Here is a 23,420-nt window from a genome sequence, read left to right on the forward strand (position 1 = left end):
CATCTATGCAATTGAGACAGGCCTCATAGATAATTTAATCAGATGAAAAAGGTACTTTTCATTTATTTTTCCCAGTCGGGGCAATTGGCAGAGATCGCGCACTCTATCGCTGCTCCCCTATTGGATAACGCTGATGTGATGGTCGACTTTTACGAAGTCAAGATGGTTCAGAGCTTTCCTTTTCCATGGACGTCTGAAGCTTTTTTTGATGTCTTTCCAGAGAGCTTCCAACAGCTGCCGGGAGAAATCCATCCGCCAGACAAAGCCATCTTGGAAACCGATTACGATTTTGTTTTTCTACACTATCAGGTATGGTATCTTACGCCCTCTATACCTATTAACTCTTTCTTGAAAAGCAAATATGCGCAGACAATATTAAAAGGAAAACCGGTAGTGACGGTGAGCGGCAGCCGTAATATGTGGGCACTTGCCCAGGAAAAAGTAAAAATACTGCTGCGGGACGTAGATGCTATATTAGTCGGCAACATTGCCTTGGTGGACAAGCACCACAACCTCATTTCCGTGATTACTATAGTCGATTGGATGTTCTCTGGCATAAAGCGGCGGGCATATGGGGTCTTTCCAAAGCCAGGAGTCTCCGAAACCGATATTGCGGAGGCCGGCAAATACGGAAAAATAGTTTTGCCCTATCTGAAAAAAGGTAACTTTGAGGGGATGCAGCGGGAACTCGTTGTGGCCGGTGCCGTGAACTACCGTTTTTTTCTTGTATCGATGGATAAGAAGGGAAACCGTATGTTCCGAATCTGGTCCTCAATCATCTTACGGAAGCCCGCCAAGCGTAAGCGTTTGCTACAGGCGTTCAAATATTATGTGATATTTGCCATTTATGGTATATCGCCGATAGTTTACCTCATTGAATTGTTGCTTTATCCCGTTTTATACGTTTTAAAGTATCGTAAGGAAAAATTGTATTACGAAGGAATCTGACATGCACGAAGTTTATATCAATAGAGTAGCTAAATTTTTGCCGAATCATCCGGTAAGCAATGATGAAATGGAAACCTATCTGGGCAAGATCAATGATAGGGAATCAAAAGCGAGACGGATTGTCCTACGCAATAACGGGATCCAGACAAGATACTATGCTTTGACAGGAAGCGGGCACCCGACCCATACTAACGCGCAATTAACGGCGAGGGCGATAGAGGGGCTTTTTGATGAACATTTTACTGCGGCCGACGCCGAACTACTATCATGTGGCACATCATCTCCGGACTACCTGATGCCATCGCATGCAGTTATGGTTCACGGCGAACTGGGAAATCGAAATATGGAAGTCAACTCGGCTGCGGGAAACTGTTGTGCAGGAATGAATGCGTTGAAATTTGGTTTCCTGTCCGTACGTTCGGGTAACACGAGTAATGCAATCTGCACCGGATCCGAAAGGATGTCTTCCTGGATGATAGCGGACCATTTTAGCAAGGAGGTCGAGAATTTAAAACAGCTCGAAGAGCAACCGATTATTGCTTTCAATAAAGATTTCTTGCGCTGGATGTTGTCTGACGGGGCTGCCGCTGTACTATTGGAGAGGATGCCAAGAGGGGAACAGCCGTTGCGTATAGAGTGGATGGAAGGATACTCTTTCGCACATGAGCTGGAGGTGTGCATGTATGCGGGAGCTGACAAAGGCGAAGACGGACGTCTGAAATCGTTTTCCGACTATCGTTCTGAAGAATGGTTGTCGCAGTCGATATTTGCCGTCAAGCAGGATACCAAACTGCTCGACCGTTACATACTCACCAAAGGAGTGGAAAGCATGAAGCACGCGATGGACAAACATGGTATAACACCCGCGGATATCGATTATCTGCTGCCACACGTTTCATCGCATTATTTCGTAGAAGGCCTATACGCCGGCTTCGCTGATGCGGGGATTGAAATCGAGCGCCACAAATGGTTCATGAATCTGAGGGACGTGGGAAATGTGGGCGCTGGGTCGGTATATCTCATGCTGGAGGAGCTCGTTCGCTCCGGCCGTCTGAAAAAGGGACAGCATGTCATGTTATGCGTACCCGAGAGCGCTCGATTTACATACGCCTATGCTTATTTAACCGTTTGCTGATGAATTTACCGATTACTGGAGAAACGCTGCTGCGGTTAATCCCTCAACGCCAACCAATGGTCATGGTATCCAGCCTGGAGCGCTACACAGAGCTGGAACTCACATCATCCTATGTCGTACAGAAAGGAACCTTATTCGTCTCGAATGTCCTCGTAGAAAGCGGACTGCTGGAACATATGGCGCAGTCTGTTGCTTTACATACAGGATACAGCTACTTTTTACGGAAGGAAGTTCCCCCTACAGGGTATATAGGCTCTATGCAACATGTCGAAATCAGTCGGCTACCAAAGGTAGGGCAGACCGTATTTACCGATGTTCATATTGTTCAGGAGTTTATGGGAGTTACATTAGTGGAAATTATTACTAAATTAGATGGCGAAATAATTGCGAAGGCACAAATGAAAACCGTTATTGCAAAATAGATAAATGGGGCAGCAACCGCAGAAAACAGGGATCGATATCAAGCTTTTCTTGCCCCATCGTGCGCCGATGCTCATGGTGGATGCGATATTGGAAATCTCGCCAAGTCGTGTGCTCTGCAGTTTCCGCATTACCGATGACAACATTTTTGTGAAGGATGGCCGCTTTCAGGAAGCCGGACTAATGGAAAATATGGCGCAGACATGTTCGTCGATCGTAGGACAGACGTTATACGACGACAATTACAATCCTAAATCAGATAGGCGGGTCATCGGGTTTATTTCGGGAGTTAAGCAGATGACTGTTTTTGAACTTCCCGAAATAGGGGATGAAATATGGACGGAGTCTACACTGACATCACAGTTTGATGGAGAGGACTACGCCATATGTACCATGGCGGTTGAAGCTAAACGGGCTGACAGGCTGCTTTCAAGAGCAGAAATCAATTTATTTCTAAAGCACTCATGAACAGGCTGAAAAACTGTTTTACGGATATATGCAAGAGAACGGTGTGTGAAACACGTATAAACTGCTATAAACAAAAGGATATGAATAACCGGGCGCACGGGTTCGTGCATGCTTGAAGATGGACACAAATGGATAATTGATGCAAGCTTCATCACCATTGAAATGAAACCGGGGGTGATGAGCCCATTTATACAATTGAGATTAACACTTACAGATAATTGTTCTGATGAAAAAATCGGAAGTTCCTCAAGATAATGGCCGCGTGTTTGAAAAAGGCTCACGTGAGCTGTATTACGCTGTAGACGAGAACGGCGAGTATACCACCGCATTAAGCACGGGGTGGGATGCGAAGAACATAGTGCAGGATCACACCATGCAGGAGATACAGGAGCGTATCGATACGGCCCGCGCAGGCGTTAAAGCAGGGCATGTCAGTCCCATCGTATACTTTATGGAGCTCCGAAGGATGGATTGGCAGATCGTTTCCGACTACACGGGGATATGGAAATGGCGCGTCAAACGTCACGCTAAACCTGCCGTCTTTGAACGGCTTTCGGACAAGACGTTAAAAAAGTATGCAGAAGCTTTTGAGATTAGTATAAACGAATTAAGAAACTACAAAGGAAATTGATACAGTTAGCATTTGAGCATCAAATAACAGCCCATTGTGAAAATGGCGTCGCCTCCAACCTGCTAAAAAACAAGGGTCTGGATATCAGCGAGCCCATGGTGTTTGGCATTGGTTCAGGCCTTTTCTATGTATATCTGCCCTTTTTGAAGGTTAACCACGCACCAGGACTCAGCTATCGGCCTGCTCCCGGTTGGATTTTCAATAGGCTCGCCAAACGCTTAGGCCTGAAAATAAAAAGGCAAAAGTTCTCCGATAAGAAGAAGGCTCAGCACGTTTTAGATGAAAACTTACGACGTAATATCCCTTGTGGCTTGCAGGTCGGCGTATACCATCTCCCGTACTTTCCAGAAGATTACCGCTTTCATTTTAATGCTCATAATCTCGTTGTTTACGGAAAAGAGGGCGATCAATATCTTATCAGCGATCCTACCATGGAAAAAGTTCATAGACTCTCTGAGCCTGAGCTGGAGAAGGTGCGTTTTTCCAAGGGGGTGTTAGCCCCGCGGGGACATATCTACTATCCTATCTATATCCCGCCGACGATAGATTGGGAAAAGGCGATAAAAAAAGCCATAAAGAAAACCTGCAATGATATGCTTGCTCCGGTTCCTATTGTAGGCGTCCGCGGTATGCGGATGGTCGCCAGGGCTATACGGAAGTGGCCCGCCAAAGTCGGAGTTAAAAAAGCGAACTATTACCTCGCCCAGATGGTGCGTATGCAAGAAGAGATCGGCACCGGTGGAGGCGGATTTCGGTATATATATTCGGCGTTCCTGCAGGAAGCCGGCAAGAAAATCAACCATCCCGAACTTCTTGGATTTTCCGAAGAGATGACACATATCGGCGATTTATGGAGAGACTTTGCTGTGGAAGCTTCCCGTGTGTACAAAAAGCGGAGTAATCACGAAGATGTTTATGAGAAACTATCCGCGGATTTATTGCATTTGGCAGATTTGGAGGAGGCGTTTTTTAAGCGATTAAAGCAGGTGGTGTGAACAGGACGGTTATCCATATCGAAAATCTTTCCAAGCGATATCGCGACGATGAACGGTGGGCTGTGGCGAATCTAGGCCTTGCTATCGAAGAAGGAGAAATCTTTGGACTGTTAGGGCCGAATGGAGCTGGCAAAACAACGCTGATTTCCATGCTTTGTGGCTTAATTAAACCTACAGCTGGCTTGGTCAGTATCCTAGGGCTAACGTATCGAACGTGTGGTAGCAAAATAAGGTCGGCCATTGGCGTGGTGCCTCAGGATTTTGCTTTCTACCCGTCGTTGACGGCCGAGGAAAACTTACGTTACTTTGGCAGCATGTATGGGTTGAAGGGACGGCAGCTTGACGAAAACGTCAGACAGGGCCTTGAAAGGTTAGGATTGGACTCCTACGGGAAAAAACGCGTAGACACGTTCTCCGGCGGCATGAAGAGACGGGTGAACCTATTGGCCGGCGTCCTGCACAAACCAGCGGTACTTTTCCTCGACGAGCCTACGGTAGGGGTAGATCTCCACTCTAAACAGGCGATAATGGACTATCTACGCAACCTGAATAAGGAGGGAACAACCATTGTCTATACTTCTCATCATTTGCCGGAAGCTCAGGAATTTTGTTCCCGTGTTGGGATTATAGAATCGGGGCAGCTGTGGAGAACGGGCTCGCCGGACGATTTGATTGCTTCGGTACATGGCGCACGTAATTTGGAAGACGTCTTTTTATACGTGACAGGAAAGGGATACAGAGATGGCTAAGCTGTTTGCATCAATTAAAAAGGAACTACTGCTCCTTGGTCGGGACTTTGGTGGACTCGTTATCCTTTTCGTTATGCCAATGATCCTGTTGGTTGCCGTTACAATGGTGCAAAAGGGATCATTCGACTCGATTTTAGGAGCGAAGATGGAGGTGCTGCTGGTCGACAACGACAAAGGTGCAATCTCCCAAAGAATCAAAGACGGATTCAAGGAGTCCGGCGAGCTGACACTTGTCACGTCGTTGGATGGCGGGGTCTTAACCGAGGAAACTGCAAGAGCCGTTGTACATCGGGGTGATTTCCAGCTGGCGATTGTGCTACCTGAAAACTTAAGTCGCGATCTGCAGGCGCATGTGAAGCACAATGTCGACGAGATCCTGTCAGCATTCGATTTTAGCGCGGACTCATTACAGACGTCCGGCGTACCGCCGGAAGAGAAAGAGATTAAACTTTATTTTGATCCGGCGACGCAATCATCCTTCAAGACGGCCATAAGGATGACTATTGATAAGCTCGTTTCCAATATTGAAACGAAGACAATCTATGCAACGTTCCAGAATGAACTGGGCGACGCCGATAACGCTGCATTCAGCGAGCAGAAATTTATTTCGTTCAAAGAGGTTGTGGAAAGTGCAGGAGGCATGGTGGCGATGCCCAGCGCCGTACAACATAATGTGCCGGCTTGGGCGCTATTTGCGATCTTTTTTATAGTCGTTCCCTTATCAATAAATATAGTGAAGGAAAAATCGCAAGGAACATTGGTGCGAATTGCAATGAGCCCCACGCCCTACGGCCTTTTTCTGCTGGGCAAGACTATTGCTTATGCTATAGTCAGTCTGGTACAGTTTTATTTGATGCTGCTTGTCGGCGCGTATCTTTTTCCACATCTTGGGCTGCACCCCTTTGACGTTCAGGGGAATTTGGGCATATTGAGTGCAATAGCACTGTCGAGCGGGCTGGCGGCCATTGGAATGGGAATCTTAGTAGGCACCGTGGCGTCAACACAAGAGCAGTCGGCACCGTTTGGGGCGACACTAACCGTTGTATTGGCTGCGGTTGGAGGCGTATGGGTGCCCGTGTTTATCATGCCGCCCATTATGCAGAAGCTTTCGGCAGCTTCGCCGATGAACTGGGGGCTCAGTGCATTTTACGATGTCCTTCTGCGGCGGGGGCGCCTGGCCGATATTTTACCTGAGATTATTTTGTTAATTTTGTTTTTCACAGTGACGCTCACTATTGCCATTTTATATGATAAGAAGAAGAGAACGGTTTAAGGAGAGGTCCGGACTGCATGCAACTATCAGCTTTCCGGTAAGGTTTAGTGAGGTGGATTCGCTTGGCATTGTGTGGCACGGACATTACATCCTGTACTTTGAGCAGGGAAGGGAAGCGTTTGGGAAAAAGTATGGTATAGATTACCTTACGGTTCAGCGCGAGGGTTTTACAACACCCATTGTGCGGTCTGTCTGTGAACACAAACACCCATTACGTTACGGAGAAACGGCCCGGGTGGAGACTTTCTATGTCGATACGCCTGCGGCGAAAATGATTTTTCGCTTCGAAGTATATAATGAGCAAGACCAGCTTGTCTGTCAAGGGGAAACAGTGCAGGTTTTTCTGGGGCCGGACGGTAGCTTAGCATTGACCATCCCCGATTTTATGGTTGCATGGAAGATAAAGGTAGGATTGGGGTAATGGATTGGCCATCAGTATATCTGCACGAAGCAAATTGTGTTAGCCCTTTAGGGCTCGACCTGCCCACCAATTGGGAACGCCTCACCGAAGGCCATATAGGCATTGTGCAAGCAGACATGGGAAAGTGCGGGAATGTCTTCGTCGGAAAGATGGCCGAGGACGCCATTATTCCGCGCGCACCGACAGCCACAGGCACGCTTCTCGAACACATGATGGAAATAGCAGCCGCGCCTCTAGTGAAAAAATATAAGCCGACAGCCCGCACCGCGCTGGTTCTATCAACAACGAAAGGAAACATCTCTCTTCTCGACAGCGGTGACATAGAGGGAGCCAGAGTGAGCGTGCTCGCTAAGAAGATAGCGGCGCGCCTTGGAATTCATACCAAACCGGTTGTTGTTTCTCATGCCTGTATTTCAGGGTTGCTGGCCGTGATAGCGGCAAAACGTCTCATCCAAATGGGGCAATACGACGACGCCATTGTGTTGGCCGGAGACGTGGTCAGCGAATTTGTGGTGTCGGGGTTCCAGGCGTTCCAGGCAATGAGCCCGTTTCCATGCAGGCCATTCGATAAGCGTCGGCACGGCGTGTCGCTGGGCGAAGCCGCCGCCTGTGTCTACATGAGCCGGGAGAAAGGTGCTTTCAAGATTCTGGGCGACGGAGCAATAAACGATGCGAACCATATTTCGGGCCCTTCCCGTACTGGCGAGGGACTCTGCCGAAGCATCGCAGCGGCGGTCCAAGAAGCAGGTATCGACATAGGTTCCATCGACTATATCTCTGCCCATGGCACGGCCACGTTGTACAACGACGAAATGGAATCCGTTGCATTTAGCCGTTTAGGCCTCGAGCAGGTGCCCCTTAACAGCCTTAAAGGTTACTATGGCCACACGCTGGGCGCGTCGGGGCTTCTGGAACTGGCTGTCACAATGAAATCCATGGAAGAAGGTGTGTTGCTGCCGACGCAAGGTTTTGGAGAGATCGGCGTATCCCAACCGCTAAATGTGCTGGAGAACATAACAAGGCAGCAGACACGGAGGGCATTGAAAACCGCGTCGGGATTTGGAGGGAGCAATGCCGCGATGATTATTGAACGGAGATGACAGACAATATGTATATAGAAAGGTCCTGTCGGATTTCTGAAAACACGATCTGGCTAGACGGGGCTCCCTACTGGAAAGGGCTGCCTGCGGCATCGTTTATTGACTTTGCCAAAGAAGCATTTCGTCTTCTAAAGGTGGATTATCCCAAGTTCTACAAAATGGATAACCTCAGCAAACTTGTGTTTCTAGCGGCCGACTTTCTATTGCAGCAACAGGACAAAGATGGAATAGCGCTAGTGATGGCTAATCGATCGAGTAGCTTGGATACAGATATTAAGCATCAGCAAAGTATTCAGGAAAAAGAGTCCTTTTTTCCGAGTCCAGCAACATTTGTGTATACATTGCCGAATATCTGCGAAGGAGAACTCTGTATCCGCCATCAGCTGATGACTGAAAACATATTTTTAGTAGATGAGTGTTTCCCAACAGAGACGATAGAGATGTACGCAGCGTATCTGCTGCGATCAGGGAAAGCAAAGCGGGTTATGTGCGGCTGGGCCGAACTTTTTCAGGAAAATTATGATGCCGTTTTGTATCTTGTTGGTCCTAACGGAGAAAAAGAACATACAAAGAAAAATATAGAAGACTTATTTCGATAAAATGGTAGAGTTAAAAGAAGAATTAAAAGGCAAGATCATCGAGGTGCTAAACCTTGAAGACGTCACAGTAGGTGATATCCAGGACGGAGATGCGTTATTCGGAGACGGTCTTGGGTTGGATTCCATTGATGCGCTGGAGTTAATTGTTTTGCTGGACAAAGAATATGGTATCAAATTGTCCGACCCTAAACAAGGGAAAGCGATATTTAAATCGATAGAAACAATGGCAGCTTATATTTCCGAAAACCGGACAAAATAATATGAACCCGAGGGTCGCGATAACTGGTGTAGGTATAATTTCTTCCATTGGCAACTCCGTAGAAGCGAACCTATCAGCTTTGCTGAACAAAAGACCGGGAATTTCCCGTGTTCAGAATTTTGCTACAACGCAGAAGGACAGTATCTGGGTTGGGGAAGTCAAGCTCACAAACGCCGAGCTGGTTGATATGTTGGGATTGCCCCATTCAAACAATTTTACGAGAACCGCACTGTTGGGATGCTATGCTGCAAAACAGGCGGTTCAGTCTGCCGGTATTACCTTGCCGAACGACTACAGAACCGGTATTATTTCTTCCACAAGTGTCGGCGGTATGGACTATACTGAGCGCTACTTCTATAGGTACCTGGACGACCTCTCGGTGCAGCCCTATATTACTTCCCACGATGCAGGAGACTCCTCTCATAAGATCGCGGACTATTTAGGTATCAAAGGATTCGTCTCGACGATCAGCACAGCCTGCTCTTCGGCGGCGAACGCGATTATGATGGGTGCCCGGTTAGTTCAGGCAGGACGGGTAGACCGTATAATCGTGGGGGGAACAGACGCGTTGAGCAAGTTTACAATTAATGGGTTTAAAACGTTAATGATCCTCTCTGACGAGTTCTGTAAACCTTTCGACAACAACCGGAAAGGCTTGAACCTGGGAGAGGCCGCGGCTTACCTCGTTTTGGAATCGGAACAAGTCGTCAAGAAAGAAAAGAAGCAGGTACTGGCCTATCTCAGCGGGTACGGCAATGCGAACGATGCCTTCCATCAGACAGCTTCTTCCGATAACGGAGAAGGGGCTTACCTCGCGATGCGTAAAGCCCTTGAGGTTGCCGGGCTTTCGCCGGATGAAATAGGGTACATCAATGTGCATGGAACGGCTACACCAAATAACGACCTGTCAGAGGGCAGGGCCCTGCAAAGGGCTTTCGGAGATTCCGTGCCGCTTTTTAGCTCTACAAAAGCTTTTACAGGGCATACGTTGGCCGCAGCGGCGGCTATAGAAGCCGTGTACAGTATCTTGAGTATCCGAAACGAAGTGGTGTTTCCCAATCTTAACTTTGACACGCCGATGTCCGAAATTAACCTCGTTCCTCAGACGGAGCTTGTTTATCGGCCCATAAAGCATGTCTTATCCAATTCATTCGGTTTTGGAGGTAATTGTTCAACACTTATTTTTTCACAGGCTTGAAAAACAGGGTATTCATAAACGGTATCGGCGCTGTGACCCCGCAGGGAATCTGGAGGCCATCCTTTTTTGAGGAGGCAGTGCCCATAGATTCGCCCATCACAGCCGCGATACAGCCTTCGTACAAGGCGCTGATTCCACCGGCACTAATACGAAGGATGTCAAGAGGAATAAAGATGGGAATATTTGCTGCACAGCAGGCGCTCGATGAGGCAGGGGTTAGCACACCGGAGGCCATAATTGTAGGCACAGGATTAGGTTGTTCCGAAGACTCTGAAAAATTCCTTCGTACTATACTTGACAACGATGAACAATTTCTGACGCCCACCTCGTTTATCCAGTCCACGCACAATACCGTCGCGGCCCAGATCGCGTTACGTTTGGCTTGTCAAGGGTATAACTTCACTTACGTAAACCGTTCCGTATCTTTCGAGTCCGGTATGCTGGACGCCATGTTGCAGATCCATTCGGGAGAGGTAGCAAATGTTTTGGTTGGCGGCGTAGATGAAATCTCTGATCATACATATTCGCTGCTGCAGCGCATTGGCTATATAAAACCCGACGGTGTGAACGAATCGATAAAAACTAGTCAGACACAGGGAGTGAACTACGCCGAGGGAGCTACTTTCTTTTTGCTGAGCGGTGAGAGAACGGCGGAAAGCTACGCAGAACTCGTCGATGTACATATCATAAACAGCGTTGGAGAGGATGAAATAACTGCCACCATCAGCGGTTTTCTTCAGGGTAACGGCCTTACGAGCCACGATATAGACATTGCTATATTAGGAATTAACGGAGATAAGGCATTTGACAGCTACTATTTCCCGGTGCAGGAGCAGCTCACAAATGCTGATGTCTTGTATTATAAACACCTCATAGGTCAGTACGATAGCTGTTCCGCCTTCGCGCCCGCTGTCGCTGCGACGGTAGCGAAACACGGAGCAGCACAGCCGATACTCCGTTGGCAGGGGCGTCCACAACGTCCAGTCAAGAATATACTCCTATATAATCAGTACCGGGGGAAAGATCATTCATTACTTCTTGTCCGCACATGTTAAAGCACGCCGTTTTATTTCCCTTTTTTTTGGTCATAGGCGTGCTGGCGCTGTTGCACGCTATCTGGCAGGGATCATTTGGCTGGTTGGCTTTCGTATGCTGTGCGGGAGTGGGCATCACCGCCTGGGGAGCATTCGACATCCGGCTGGGATATTTTACCGAGACATTCTATAGAAAAAAACATCTATCATCGAAGTTAGTCGCCCTAACGTTTGATGACGGTCCGACGGCGCACACTGCACAGATATTAGAACTGTTGCAGCAGCACGGAGCGAAAGCGACCTTTTTCTGTGTAGGGAAGCAGCTATTGGTCTATCCGGAAGTGTTGAAAGAAATCGTACACCAAGGACACACTGTTGGTAACCATACCTTTTCCCATTCCCGTAGTTTCGGCTTTCTCAACGAAACGCAGGTAAAAGAAGAGATCGGGAGAACCGATGAGGTGATCCGGAACTTGTTGGGACGGTCCCCCAAATTTTTCCGGCCGCCATTTGGTGTGACTAATCCTTCGGTTGCGAAGGCCGTCAAATACACAAAGCACCAAGTCATCGGATGGAGTAATCGTTCATTGGATACCATTACGTTCGACGAAGGAAAAATCTTTGAGCGGGTGTGCAGGAAACTGACACCGGGTGATATTATCCTTTTTCACGATACCTCTCCCCGGACAGTGGACGTGTTGCGGCGGCTTCTACCTTACTTGCAAAAGGAGGGGTATACCTGCGTTTCTGTCGATGTTTTGTTAAATTTGTACCCGTATGATACGTAAGCTGATATATTTTTTCTGCTGTATGCTTCCTTACCTCGCCCTGGCGCAGGTGCAGATGTCCCCTGCGGAAGTGTCAGCATTTAAAAAATCTCTTCAGAAAGCGAAAGAGATAAAAACTTTGGAAACCGATTTCGTGCAGTATAAACATATGAGTTTTATTAAAAAGCCGGTGGAATCTACCGGAAAACTTTATGTTCAGCATCCCGATCGCTTGAGCTGGTCGTATACAAGCCCGTTTGCATACAAGATGGTGTTTAAGGCGGGAAAGGTGCTCATCAACGATCAGGGGAAAAGACAATCGATCGACGTCAGTAACAGCAAGCAGTTTGAGAAAATCAGCCACCTCGTTTCTTCAGCGATCCGGGGAGAGGAATATAATGAAAAGGAGTTTGCCGTTTCTTATCTTAAGGAGGCTGGCGGGAGCACGATAAAGCTTGTTCCCAAAACAACGGATACAAAGCGTTATATTAAAGAGATATCCCTGCTTTTCAGCGGGTCCGACAACCTGGTTAGGGAAATTATACTCAGAGAGCCTTCGGGAGATTACACCCGCTTTGTCTTAAAAAATAGAAAAATAAATACGAAGTTGCATGATTCGGTTTTTAATTTTTAGCTTATACTCCTCATTTCTCCTCGTCTCGTGTGCCGTTTATCGTTATCCTGAAGCAGTCGGCATGCGTGAGTCGGAAATGAAGGAGCTGAATACGTACTATATAGACACCACCAAGGCTTTTGTTTATAGGGCAAAGGTGAATGCCTTTAAGCAGGATGTTAATGGAACGCTGCTCGTAAAAGCACTCGCCGCCGATGAACATCGGATAGCACTGGTTAGTGACTTCGGTCAAACGTTATTTGATTTAACCATTTCTCCCGACAAAGACGTTGTACACTTTATCATGCCCGATTTAGATAAAAAGTTTATACGGAAGGAAATTGCAGGGATATTTCGGACGATGACGCAGCGTACATTTGCTTCTTCGGCACTCATGTTTTCAGGAAAGCAACATTACCCTGTCTATGTGTCGAACGATAGCTACTATCTGCTCAAACAGCGGGAAGTAGATCGTATAACAAAAACCAAGGGCACAAAGGAGCGTTTTACTGTCATTTACAACGATGTTAACAGCGGTATTCCCCTTGGAGTAACCGTTGAACATCAACAATTACCGATTACTATTCATCTTTTTTTGGACCGCAACCAGTCCACTTTATAACGGCAATATGGATACGATATTAGGCGATTTCTACCGCACAGAACAGATTACCCGCACGACAGATACCAGCTATCGTGCAGCGATCCGGCTTAATGCAGATCATGCTATATTCCGGGGCCATTTCCCCGGAAACCCTGTGACGCCCGGCGTGTGTATGATGCAAATTATTAAAGACCTGTGTGAAGCGATCCTTAACAAACCCCTTTTTCTGCTGAGATCTTCCAATGTCAAGTTTATGGCGTTGATCAATCCGTTGGAACATCCGTTACTAACGCTCGACCTGGAGCTGGTATACGAGGATGAAACACATATTAAGGTGAAAAATGTATCATGCTTTGAGGATACTGTTGCCCTAAAATTAACCAACGTCTATAAAATAGAGCACGAATGAAATTAGCTGCCTGTATAACCATTTGTCTGCTGGGTTTCCTTGGCATCAACATAGAAGATGTGAGGAGGCAATTTGAGGAAGCAAAAAACTCCAGGGAAACGACGGAGACGTTATACACGTCTCTTCAAGGATATACAAAAAACGACCCTGTATTACTGGCGTATAAAGGGGCCTCTCTGATACTGAGAGCGCGCCTCTTACCTAAACAGGAAGACAAAAGAAAGGCCGTGGTCGAGGGGGTAGCTCTCCTCGACGGGGCTGTGCGGTCAGCTCCGAAGGAGGTGGAGATCAGATTGATCCGCTTGGCTATACAGGAAAATGCGCCGAAGGTGATACGGTATAAAAAGAATATGGGAGAGGACAAGCAAATGATTTTAAGTAATTTTGCGGCGCAGCCCACGGCAGTAAAGAACCTGGTTAGAAGATATGCACAGCAATCCACACTCTTTACTGCAGAGGAACAGGGAAAATTAGGTCGATAAACTTAACATGGTTGGAAAAGAACAAATAGCAGCGGAAATTGCCCGTCTAGGCATAGTTATTATTATACCGACGTATAATAACGAAAAAACACTATGCCGAATCATAGATGGTGTCCTTAGCTATACGTCTGCTGTTATCGTCGTTAACGACGGTTCTACCGATGCGACCCGGGAGATTTTAGCGGGCTATGACTTGCCCTATACCCTTCATTTGGAGCAAAATAGCGGGAAGGGAATGGCGTTGCGGGTGGGCATGCAGCGTGCGCGCCAGTTGGGCTTTTCCTACGCGATAACGATAGACTCCGACGGCCAACACTATCCCGACGATATTCCCGTGTTTGTCGAGGAAATCGCCCATGCGGAGAAGGCTGTACTGCTGATCGGGAGCCGTAATATGATGCAGGACACCGTCCCGCGGAAAAGCAGTTTCGGCAATAAATTTTCCAATTTTTGGTTTTGGTTCGAGACGGGCATTAGATTGTCCGACACGCAGTCGGGTTTTCGGGCCTATCCACTGCACGCTATATCACAGAAATATTATACCCGAAAATTTGAATTTGAGATAGAAGTTATAGTACGTGCCGCCTGGCGCGGTGTCACCGTAAGGAATGTTCCTATAAAGGTGCTATACGACCCTGCGGAACGGGTTTCTCATTTTAGACCTTTCAGAGATTTTGCGCGGATAAGTGTGCTTAATACGGTGTTGGTCTTTTTAACCTTTTTTTATATTGCCCCTAGAAACTTCTTTCGAAACTTCAAAAAAAAAAGTCTAACCGAGTTTTTTAAACAGAACGTTCTGGGCAGCGACGACTCGCCGGAAAAAAAGGCGCTATCAATCGGCCTAGGGGTGTTTATGGGAATAGCGCCGGTATGGGGATTTCAGACGGCCATAACGATAACATTAGCGGTGCTATTGCGGCTAAATAAGGTATTGGCTTTTGCGTTTTCCAACATTAGCTTTGCTCCCGTTATACCGATAATTATCTATTTTTCCTTGTTGGTGGGGGGGATCGTCTATCCGTCAAACGTCATTCTTCAACTAGATGGAATTTCGCTAGAGGCAGTACAGACCCATTTATGGCAATACCTGATTGGTAGTATTTTATTAGCCAGCGTTATGGCTCTGCTGATTGGGTTTTTAAGCTATTTCCTTTTGAAACGTCAACAGCAATCGATTTCTGCGGATTAATGGACGGCTTTTTTTACCATATCTACAGGGCGGTGCAAAAAAACAAGATTGCCGCCTGCGCGATCGCCCTACTGTTCCTGATAGGATGCGGTACACTGGCCCTACGCCTGACATTCGAGGAAGATATTACGCAGATCATCCCAAAAGATGAGCGCACCGGCAGGATATCAAAAGCCCTGAAGCAGGTTAATTTTGCGGATAAGATTACGATTTTGGTGGAGAAAGGCGACACCATCTCTTCGTCTGTATTAACAGAGGCAGCCGCTAAGCTTACCGATTCGTTACAGAGGGATACCCTTTATATAAAACACATCACAGGCAGAATCGGTACAGAAGAGATGACCTCGGCTTTCGACTTCGTGTATCAAAATCTGCCCTTGTTTCTTGACAGAGAAGATTATACGGTAGTTCAGGACAAGCTGTCGCCTTCAGCCATCGCTGAACAGGTTGCGCAAAACTACCGCACCCTTATTTCCCCGACCGGCATCATCACCGGCAACTTCTTACAGCGGGATCCGCTAGGCATCACAGCACTCGGCCTAAAAAAGATACAACGCCAAGCGGTTGGCGACCGTTTTACGTTATATGACGGATTCATTGTCTCGCGGGACACTACCAAGCTCCTGCTTTTTTTGGAACCGGTGTATCAGGGAGCCGACACCGAACATAATACGGCGCTTGTCCAGCGGATCCGGCAAGTTTGTGGGCAACTGCAGGCAGCGTACGCTTCCAGGCTAACGATTTCGTACTATGGAGCCGCACCGATCGCCGTCGCCAATGCGGAGCAGATCAAGAAAGATATCTCGACGACGGTACTCGTCTCGACGTCTGTATTGATGCTTTTACTGGTATTGTTCTACCGGAATATGTATATTCCTATACTGGTGTTCATACCGACAGTCTTTTCTGTTTTATTGGCTGTAGCCTGTCTGTATCTATATAAGCCGGTTATCTCCGCTATTTCGCTTAGCATAGGAGCGGTATTGCTTGGAATCACCATCGACTATACACTACATATTCTAACCCATTTCAAAAAATCTGGAGACGTACGCGAACTCTACCGTGAGCTGACACGCCCCCTTTTGATGAGCGGCGCGACTAACGCCGTAGCCTTCCTTTGCTTGTTGTTTGTACACTCAGAAGCACTCGTAGATTTGGGTATTTTTGCATCGATCTGTATTTTTTCATCCGCTATTTTTACACTGATCATTACCCCACACCTCTACAGACCAAAAAAAGCGATTCAATACCGATCGGTAATAGACCGGCTGGCTTCGTTCCCTTTCGAGAGAAGCAGGATACTTCTAGGATGTTGTCTAGTACTGATAGTAGCGAGCTTCTTCACGGGAGGCAGCGTCACTTATAACAACAATATAGCCGATCTTAATTTCGTTCCCGATGATCTTCGGGAGGTGGAAGAGAAACTGGATCACTTAACGAATGCCTCTTCAAAATCTATCTATCTGGTAGCGACAGGAGCGCATTTTGAAGAGGCTGCGCGGCAGGCGGACAAGCTGGTCCCGCTGCTAAATGAAGCCAAAAGGCAGGGCGAAATAATCGACTTTTCGGGTGCTAATGCTATGCCGCTCTCCAGGGAGCAGCAGGTGGCTAAAATTGACTATTGGCAGAGATTTTGGTCTGCGGGCCGGCGTGAACGGGTTATCGGCGGGCTTCAGGAAGCCGGCGAGCAATATGGATTCACGGCAGAAGCACACCGGCCCTTTTACGAACTACTGAAATATCAGCATAAACCAGTCACATTGGAGGTGCCTGGCACTCACCAGGTGCTCGGATTGACGGATTATGTCGCGGAACGCGATGGCTTCTATACCATAGCAACATTGGTCAAGCTCGATGAATCGAAACGTGAGGCATTCCTAAAGCGGATGACCGCATTTCCTGAAATCCTGCTGATCGACCGCCAAAATTTAAATGAAACCTTCCTCGGACAGCTCCGGAATGATTTTAATCGGCTGGTGGGGTATTCTTTTTTCGCTGTGTTATTTATTCTTTGGATCTTTTTCCGTCGTATAGAGCTGGTTTTGTTGAGCGCAATACCCATCGGACTTACAGGTCTGGTCACTGCTGGCATCATGGGGGCGTTCGGCCTCGAATTCAATATCTTTAGTGCGATCGTCTGTACTTTGGTGTTTGGACACGGGGTAGATTTCAGTATCTTTATGACAGCGGCCCTGCAGAAGCAGTATAGTACCGGAAAAGACGAGCTGCAGACTTATAGGACCTCTATCTTACTGGCTGTATTAACGACGATATTAGCCATAGGTGCGCTAATCTTTGCGAAACATCCGGCGTTGCTTTCTATTGCTTTCGTATCCCTGATCGGCGTTTTTGCTGCCGTCATTATTACGTTCGTCTTCTATCCTTTGTTGTTTCAGTTTTTTATATCCATCCGCGCAAAGCAGGGAAAATCTCCCTTCACACTAAAAATACTCTTTTTTTCACTGCTGTTTTTTGCGTATTACGGATTAGGCTGTCTCGTACTCTCGATACTTTATAGAGGTTGCCTCCGTTTTTTTCCTTGGTCGGCCGAAAAAAAGGATGCTGCGTTTAGAAAGACGATGTCTGCCTTTATGAAGTCCGTTCTTTACCTCCATCCGCTGACGAAAGTCAAGACGCTGAACCCTTACGGAGAGACGTTTGAAAAGCCGGCGGTAATCATCGCGAACCACAGTTCCTTTTTAGATACGCTCTCGCTCGGAATGCTGGTTCCGAAAGGGATTTTTTTGGTAAACGATTGGGTATGGAACTCCCCCGTTTTTGGCCGGGCCGTAAAAGCGTTAGGCTTTTATCCCGTTAGCAGCGGTCTGAACGAAGGACTGGGGTACCTGGGTGAAAAGGTTAACCAGGGATACTCATTGATTGTATTTCCGGAAGGTACACGTTCCTATGATAATACGCTAAAGCGGTTCCACAAAGGAGCCTTTTATCTGGCAGAGCAATTTGAAATAGATGTACTTCCCGTCTATCTGTTGGGTAATGGCGATGTCCTTCCGAAAGGAGATATCCTTATCTTTGGAGGAAAGTTGACATCGGTCATCGGTAAACGGATTGACAAATCAGATGAGACCTACGGTGTTGGATATGCCGAGCGTACGAAGCAGATTGCACGGGCGTTTCGGAAAGCGTATGCAGCTTGGCGACACAAGGTAGAAGATCGCTACTATTTTCAGAAAAAAATAACACTCGCCTACCTTTATAAGGACGAGGAGATCGTCGCACGGGTTAAGCGAAATATAAAAGATTTCGCTGCCCTTTACCGGGAGCTGGATCGTTATCTGTCCGACGGATTGAAAGTTTTCCATTTTTCAGACACCTATGGAGAGCTGGATTACCTGCTGTCCCTATTGAATGGCAATCGTAAGATAAACGGCGTTATCCTTGATGAAGCCAAGAGGGCGGTAGCAGCGAGTATCTACTGGGTACAGCAGCGGCAAATTCGTTTTCAGGAAACAATAGCCGATCACGTAGAGATTCTTGTGCTCCATCCTGAAATAGAGATCGCGACTATTCCTCTCGGGTTGTTGGAATCTGTTAAAGAAATATATACTTTTAAAGAAGAACCTCTGCTGGTAACGGAGGGGTGGACGAAAAGTCAATTGTCAGATTTACTTATCCGTTATAACCGATGATCTCTGGGGAATGCAAATACGACGTCGTTGTGATCGGCAGTGGCCTGGGCGGTCTGGTCTCCGCCGTGACTCTGGCCAAAGAGGGACGCCGCGTCTGTGTGCTCGAGAAGAACAAGCAGTTCGGCGGAAATCTGCAGACCTTTTCGCGGAATAAAAAGATTTTTGACACGGGTGTTCATTACATTGGCGGATTGGCCGACGGGCAGAACCTGCACCGTTATTTTTCGTACCTGGGGATTATGTCCGAGCTGAAAATTGAACCGATGCCTACCGTGTTTGACGAGATATGCTTTGGTAATGACCCGAGGTGCTATCCAGTCGCTCAAGGCTATGAGGCTTTTGTCGCGCGCCTCGTGCAGGAGTTTCCAGCGGAAGAACAGGCGCTCAGGAAATATGTCGCGGACCTTCAGTATACGTGTGCTGCATTCCCGCTGTACTACGCCGATGAGGGGGAGGGCTATAAGTCGGAAGTGTTATATACAAACGTCACGGAGTATTTTCGGAAGCTGACGTCGGATGAGAAGCTCCGGGCCGTGTTGATCGGAAATAACTTTTTGTATGCCGGCGAGGAAGGAAAGACACCATTCTATGTCCATGCGTTAGCTGTCAATTCTTACATTCAAAGTGCATATCGATGTGTCGCGGGAGCAAGTCAGATAAGTAAACTACTAGTCCGTACTTTGCGGCGGCTCGGAGGCGAGGCCATTAATAGGGAAGAGGTTACGGCCGTCGAAATGCTCGACGGACGGGTGGAGGCAGTTACTACAGATGCCGGCCGGCGGTATAGCGCCGATCTATTTATAGCAAACATCGACCCGAAAAGAGCTCTTCAGCTTATCGGAAGACCTTACTTTAGAAAAAGCTACTACGATAGAATCCAGGAGCTGTCCGTAACTACCTCGTCCTTCAGCTTGCATCTCGTGTTAAAGCCCAAGCAAATTGAGTACCGGAGCAGCAATTTGTACTATCATGATAGCGTCGCGTCAGTAGGAACTGCGGTGCGCTACCTACCTCATGAATGGCCTACGATGTTTATGCTCTCCATGACGGAAGATCCAGAACATCCGGGCTACGCAGAGACGTTGACTGTCCTGACGTATATGGACTTCGCCGAAGTGGAAAAGTGGAGCACGACCAGAAATACAGTTCTGGCGCCGACGGACAGAGGACGAGATTATCAGCTGTTCAAAAAAGAAAAAATGGAACAGCTTTTAAATAAAGTGGCCTTACGGATAGCAGGCATACAGGACGCGGTGTCATACGCTTATGTCTCTACGCCACTCTCCTTTCGGGATTACATAGGCGTGCATCGGGGCAACCTATACGGACACGTGAAGGATGCGGCAAATCCTTTAAATACTTTTATTTCACCGAAAACAAAAATTGACAATTTTTACTTAACAGGCCATGGTATATATATGCATGGCATTCTCGGTGTTACGGTAGGAGCTATAGCTACCTGCGCAGAGATATTGGGTAGGTCGTATTTGCTAAAAAAAATAAGAGAAACAAAATGAGGTCGTCCATAGCAATCATCGTAGGACTTCTTCTCTTTTGGTGTGAGGCCTGCGCTCCATCGAAGGAAATTCAACGCCACTCCCAAGTGGACGTCGATAGCTATGACACGCTACACCTAGATATAAATACCGACACGCTTCGAGCCTTGGGGGAGAACTATTTGGTGAAAGGGCCCTTTGGCAACTGGGAAATGTATTTATCCGGTGAACCAGCGTATGCCGGTGCTGCAATGGGATGCCTCTCCCGCGACCTCTACAACAGACAGGAAACGATCTTTATCGACAAGTTGCTGGAAGATGTGCCTTCTATACGGAAACGGAAATGGATCATGGGGTTTGTCCGCTGGTATAACCGCGATTTAGACCGGCATATTCCTGACTCCTACCTCTCGGAGCTTGGCGCTCTTTCGAACTATCTAAGCGGGGATTACGACTATTTGGGTACTCCCTACCAACGGACGCTCTGGATGCATGCTGCACACGATATCGGCCATGTACTCCAAGACCTTGCAGTGGTCGGTTGCTCCTCCTTTGCAGCATGGGACAGCGGAACGGCAGACGGAAAGTTATTGATCGGCCGAAATCTGGATTTCTACATGAACGACGCTTTCGCGCAGCAAAAGATGGTTTATTTTGTAAAGCCGTCCGAGGGCATCCCTTATATGTCTGTATCTTGGCCGGGGATGGTAGGCGTGCTCTCCGGAATGAATCTTGAGGGGCTGTCGGTGACCTTAAACGCAGGCAAATCATCTATCCCTTTTTCAGCAAAGACACCCATTTCTTTGGTCGCGCGATCCATCCTGCAGCACGCGTCTAACATCGACGAGGCTGTCCGGATTGCCAGACAGCATAAGGTGTTCGTTTCGGAATCGCTGATGATTGGAAGCGCTAAAGATGGAAAGGCCGTTCTTATTGAGATATCGCCAAAGCACATCGATGTGGTCGAAGCATGGGGGGACCGGCTGATATGCACAAATCATTTCCAAGGGCAAGCTTTTTCGAAAGACCGGCGTAATGAAAAGCACATAAAGCGGAGCCATTCCCTTTACCGATACCGGCGGCTGGAAGAGCTGCTAAACACTAGGGGAAGGCTTTTGCCCGTCGATGCCATCCAGATATTGCGGGATAGATCCGGACATGGTGGCATGTCGATAGGCTTAGGTAATGATAAAAGCTTAAATCACTTACTGGCCCACCATGGTATTGTATTCCTGCCCGAAGACCGACGTGTTTATGTGTCTAATGGTCCCGGACAAATGGGACCTTTCGTATGTTACGATCTAAGAGAAGTCTTCCGTGCTGAGCGGGAAGGATATCGATCTTTCGGCATCGACTCCCTGGCCCTACCGGCTGACGACTTCATCCTGTCAGATGCCTATAGCGGCTTTAAGGAGTTTAGGATCCTGACCGACCGATATTTGGACAAACTTGCCGCCAAAGACGTAGACGACATAACAGATGTCGAGGTCGGAAGATACGTGGGGCTCAATCCCGACTTATGGCTAGGGCATGATATTGCCGGCAGAATTTTTTATCTTAAGCAGAATTATACAGAAGCACAGACCTTTTTCCGGCAGGCGCTCGATAGGGAGATCCCCACCCAACCGGCAAAGAGATCCGTGCAGAACCACCTAAAACGGGCTACAACGAAATGGAACAAAAGACGGTAATAATGGAAAGGCAATCGTCGTATGAAATTAAAGCTTATCAAGAGGAACTGCTAAGACGACAGCTAAACTACCTGAATGAACACTCACCGTACTACCAGCGGTTATTCAGTCAACATAGCATTCTTGTCGAGGAAATCTGCACGCTGGAGGACCTTCGGCGCATACCGACAACCTGTAAGGACGATATTCAACGGCATAACGACGATTTTTTCTGCGTAGATCGTACCGAGATTATAGACTATTGCTCCACCTCAGGAACGTTAGGGAAGCCGGTGACATTCGGCTTGGTCGACAGTGACCTTGACCGTTTGGCATACAACGAGATGCGTTCGTTTCAAACCATCGGTGTTCAGCCCGGAGATGTGGTTCAGCTGATGACAACCATGGATCGCCGGTTTATGGCAGGTCTTGCCTACTTCCTTGGACTGCGTAAATTGGGAGCAGGCGTATTGCGCGTCGGATCGGGCATCCCTCAAATGCAATGGGACGTTATCCTGCAGCATAAGCCGAAATTTTTGATCGCCGTACCTTCTTTTTTACTGAAGATGATCGAGTATGCGGAACAGCATAATATCAATTGCAGGGAGACTAGTGTGGAGGCGGTACTATGTATAGGAGAGTCTCTACGGGACGCAGCGTTTAACGACTCCGTGCTGGCAACGCGCATAAAAGAAAAATGGCCACTACAACTTTATTCCACTTATGCATCTACCGAAATGGGAGCTGCATTTACAGAATGTTCCGCTTTTCGGGGCGGACATGTGCATGAAGATCTGGTCATTGCAGAGGTGCTGGACGATCAGGAGAACCCCGCGCCGGACGGTGAAAGTGGCGAACTGGTCGTCACAACATTGGGCGTGCAGGGCGTTCCCTTGCTGCGTTTTAAAACGGGCGATATCGTTCGCAAACATATTGAACCCTGCAGCTGTGGACGGAATACCTATCGCATCGGACCTGTCGAAGGACGGAAGCAACATATGGTGAAATACAAGGGGACGACGTTATACCCGCCTGCAATGCACGATCTGCTGGCCGGATTTCCTGAAATCGAGCACCATGTCATTGAAATTACGAGCAACGAGATCGGGACAGATGAGATAATTATCTATTTGGGAGCCCAACAGCCATCGGACCAGCTGTTGCAACAGGTAAAAGATCATTTCAGAGCCAAATTGCGTGTCACACCGAGGGTAGAGTGGCGGCCATCTGAAGAATTACAGAAGGTGATATTCAATCCACTAAGCCGAAAGCCCATAACCTTTATCGATAAAAGGAAATCAGCTGTTTGA

General features: G+C 47.6%; 24 protein-coding genes. All 24 read left to right on the forward strand.

Annotated features, from left to right (window positions below):
* The first annotated feature begins 42 nt into the window (after nt 1–42).
* Nucleotides 43–948 (forward strand): NADPH-dependent FMN reductase family protein, encoded by a 906-nt coding sequence (locus BC792_RS07565; RefSeq protein WP_148908389.1) that lies wholly within the window; start codon nt 43–45, stop codon nt 946–948.
* A gap of 1 nt (nt 949) precedes the next feature.
* Nucleotides 950–2,083: a dialkylresorcinol biosynthesis protein DarB gene (gene darB / locus BC792_RS07570; RefSeq protein ID WP_148908390.1), complete on the forward strand. Its 1,134-nt coding sequence runs from the start codon at nt 950–952 to the stop codon at nt 2,081–2,083.
* Complete coding sequence (locus BC792_RS07575) at nt 2,083–2,505, forward strand: hotdog family protein (RefSeq protein ID WP_148908391.1); 423 nt, start codon at nt 2,083–2,085, stop codon at nt 2,503–2,505. The genes darB and BC792_RS07575 overlap by 1 nt, the downstream gene beginning before the upstream one ends.
* 4 nt (nt 2,506–2,509) lie before the next feature.
* Nucleotides 2,510–2,971: a hotdog family protein gene (locus BC792_RS07580; protein ID WP_148908392.1), complete on the forward strand. Its 462-nt coding sequence runs from the start codon at nt 2,510–2,512 to the stop codon at nt 2,969–2,971.
* A 226-nt stretch (nt 2,972–3,197) separates the two neighbouring features.
* Nucleotides 3,198–3,602: a flexirubin biosynthesis protein DarG gene (gene DarG, locus BC792_RS07585; protein ID WP_148908393.1), complete on the forward strand. Its 405-nt coding sequence runs from the start codon at nt 3,198–3,200 to the stop codon at nt 3,600–3,602.
* On the forward strand, nt 3,599–4,597 hold the full coding sequence (darH, locus tag BC792_RS07590; protein WP_246154906.1) for a BtrH-related acyltransferase DarH: 999 nt from the start codon (nt 3,599–3,601) through the stop codon (nt 4,595–4,597). The genes DarG and darH overlap by 4 nt, the downstream gene beginning before the upstream one ends.
* On the forward strand, nt 4,594–5,346 hold the full coding sequence (locus BC792_RS07595) for an ABC transporter ATP-binding protein (RefSeq protein ID WP_148908394.1): 753 nt from the start codon (nt 4,594–4,596) through the stop codon (nt 5,344–5,346). Before darH ends, BC792_RS07595 begins: the two co-directional genes overlap by 4 nt.
* Complete coding sequence (locus BC792_RS07600) at nt 5,339–6,619, forward strand: ABC transporter permease (protein ID WP_148908395.1); 1,281 nt, start codon at nt 5,339–5,341, stop codon at nt 6,617–6,619. Before BC792_RS07595 ends, BC792_RS07600 begins: the two co-directional genes overlap by 8 nt.
* Nucleotides 6,594–7,040, forward strand: coding sequence for an acyl-CoA thioesterase (locus BC792_RS07605; protein WP_148908396.1), 447 nt, complete (start codon nt 6,594–6,596; stop codon nt 7,038–7,040). The genes BC792_RS07600 and BC792_RS07605 overlap by 26 nt, the downstream gene beginning before the upstream one ends.
* On the forward strand, nt 7,040–8,140 hold the full coding sequence (locus BC792_RS07610) for a beta-ketoacyl synthase N-terminal-like domain-containing protein (protein ID WP_211357492.1): 1,101 nt from the start codon (nt 7,040–7,042) through the stop codon (nt 8,138–8,140). Before BC792_RS07605 ends, BC792_RS07610 begins: the two co-directional genes overlap by 1 nt.
* A gap of 8 nt (nt 8,141–8,148) precedes the next feature.
* Nucleotides 8,149–8,739 carry a hypothetical protein gene (locus BC792_RS07615; protein WP_211357493.1) on the forward strand — a complete coding sequence of 197 codons (591 nt, stop codon included), beginning with the start codon at nt 8,149–8,151 and terminating at the stop codon, nt 8,737–8,739.
* 1 nt (nt 8,740) lies between these two features.
* The gene (locus tag BC792_RS07620) at nt 8,741–8,998 is read left to right on the forward strand and encodes a phosphopantetheine-binding protein (RefSeq protein WP_148908399.1); all 258 of its coding nucleotides are present in this window, start codon (nt 8,741–8,743) and stop codon (nt 8,996–8,998) included.
* Between the two features lies 1 nt (nt 8,999).
* On the forward strand, nt 9,000–10,196 hold the full coding sequence (locus BC792_RS07625; RefSeq protein ID WP_148908400.1) for a beta-ketoacyl-[acyl-carrier-protein] synthase family protein: 1,197 nt from the start codon (nt 9,000–9,002) through the stop codon (nt 10,194–10,196).
* The gene (locus tag BC792_RS07630) at nt 10,193–11,251 is read left to right on the forward strand and encodes a beta-ketoacyl synthase N-terminal-like domain-containing protein (RefSeq protein ID WP_148908401.1); all 1,059 of its coding nucleotides are present in this window, start codon (nt 10,193–10,195) and stop codon (nt 11,249–11,251) included. The genes BC792_RS07625 and BC792_RS07630 overlap by 4 nt, the downstream gene beginning before the upstream one ends.
* Entirely contained in the window at nt 11,245–12,018 is a 774-nt protein-coding gene (locus BC792_RS07635) for a polysaccharide deacetylase family protein (protein WP_148908402.1), read from the forward strand. Before BC792_RS07630 ends, BC792_RS07635 begins: the two co-directional genes overlap by 7 nt.
* Nucleotides 12,008–12,631, forward strand: coding sequence for a flexirubin biosynthesis/transport protein LolA2 (gene lolA2, locus BC792_RS07640; protein WP_148908403.1), 624 nt, complete (start codon nt 12,008–12,010; stop codon nt 12,629–12,631). Before BC792_RS07635 ends, lolA2 begins: the two co-directional genes overlap by 11 nt.
* Nucleotides 12,609–13,232 carry a flexirubin biosynthesis protein LolB2 gene (lolB2, locus tag BC792_RS07645; RefSeq protein WP_148908404.1) on the forward strand — a complete coding sequence of 208 codons (624 nt, stop codon included), beginning with the start codon at nt 12,609–12,611 and terminating at the stop codon, nt 13,230–13,232. The genes lolA2 and lolB2 overlap by 23 nt, the downstream gene beginning before the upstream one ends.
* Nucleotides 13,233–13,239: 7 nt before the next feature.
* Entirely contained in the window at nt 13,240–13,623 is a 384-nt protein-coding gene (locus BC792_RS07650) for an ApeI family dehydratase (protein ID WP_148908405.1), read from the forward strand.
* Nucleotides 13,620–14,105, forward strand: a complete 486-nt coding sequence (locus BC792_RS07655; protein WP_148908406.1) for a hypothetical protein — start codon at nt 13,620–13,622, stop codon at nt 14,103–14,105. Before BC792_RS07650 ends, BC792_RS07655 begins: the two co-directional genes overlap by 4 nt.
* A 7-nt stretch (nt 14,106–14,112) precedes the next feature.
* A complete protein-coding gene (locus BC792_RS07660; RefSeq protein ID WP_148908407.1) occupies nt 14,113–15,294 on the forward strand; it encodes a DUF2062 domain-containing protein in 1,182 nt (393 codons plus the stop codon).
* A 32-nt stretch (nt 15,295–15,326) separates the two neighbouring features.
* Nucleotides 15,327–18,944 carry a 1-acyl-sn-glycerol-3-phosphate acyltransferase gene (locus tag BC792_RS07665; RefSeq protein ID WP_211357494.1) on the forward strand — a complete coding sequence of 1,206 codons (3,618 nt, stop codon included), beginning with the start codon at nt 15,327–15,329 and terminating at the stop codon, nt 18,942–18,944.
* A complete protein-coding gene (locus tag BC792_RS07670) occupies nt 18,941–20,461 on the forward strand; it encodes a phytoene desaturase family protein (protein ID WP_148908409.1) in 1,521 nt (506 codons plus the stop codon). Before BC792_RS07665 ends, BC792_RS07670 begins: the two co-directional genes overlap by 4 nt.
* Nucleotides 20,458–22,131 carry a C45 family autoproteolytic acyltransferase/hydrolase gene (locus BC792_RS07675; protein ID WP_148908410.1) on the forward strand — a complete coding sequence of 558 codons (1,674 nt, stop codon included), beginning with the start codon at nt 20,458–20,460 and terminating at the stop codon, nt 22,129–22,131. Before BC792_RS07670 ends, BC792_RS07675 begins: the two co-directional genes overlap by 4 nt.
* The gene (gene flxY, locus BC792_RS07680; RefSeq protein WP_148908411.1) at nt 22,113–23,420 is read left to right on the forward strand and encodes a flexirubin biosynthesis putative acyl-CoA ligase FlxY; all 1,308 of its coding nucleotides are present in this window, start codon (nt 22,113–22,115) and stop codon (nt 23,418–23,420) included. Before BC792_RS07675 ends, flxY begins: the two co-directional genes overlap by 19 nt.

The sequence above is a fragment of the Sphingobacterium allocomposti genome, from assembly GCF_008124885.1.
GTDB classification, from domain to species: domain Bacteria; phylum Bacteroidota; class Bacteroidia; order Sphingobacteriales; family Sphingobacteriaceae; genus Sphingobacterium; species Sphingobacterium allocomposti.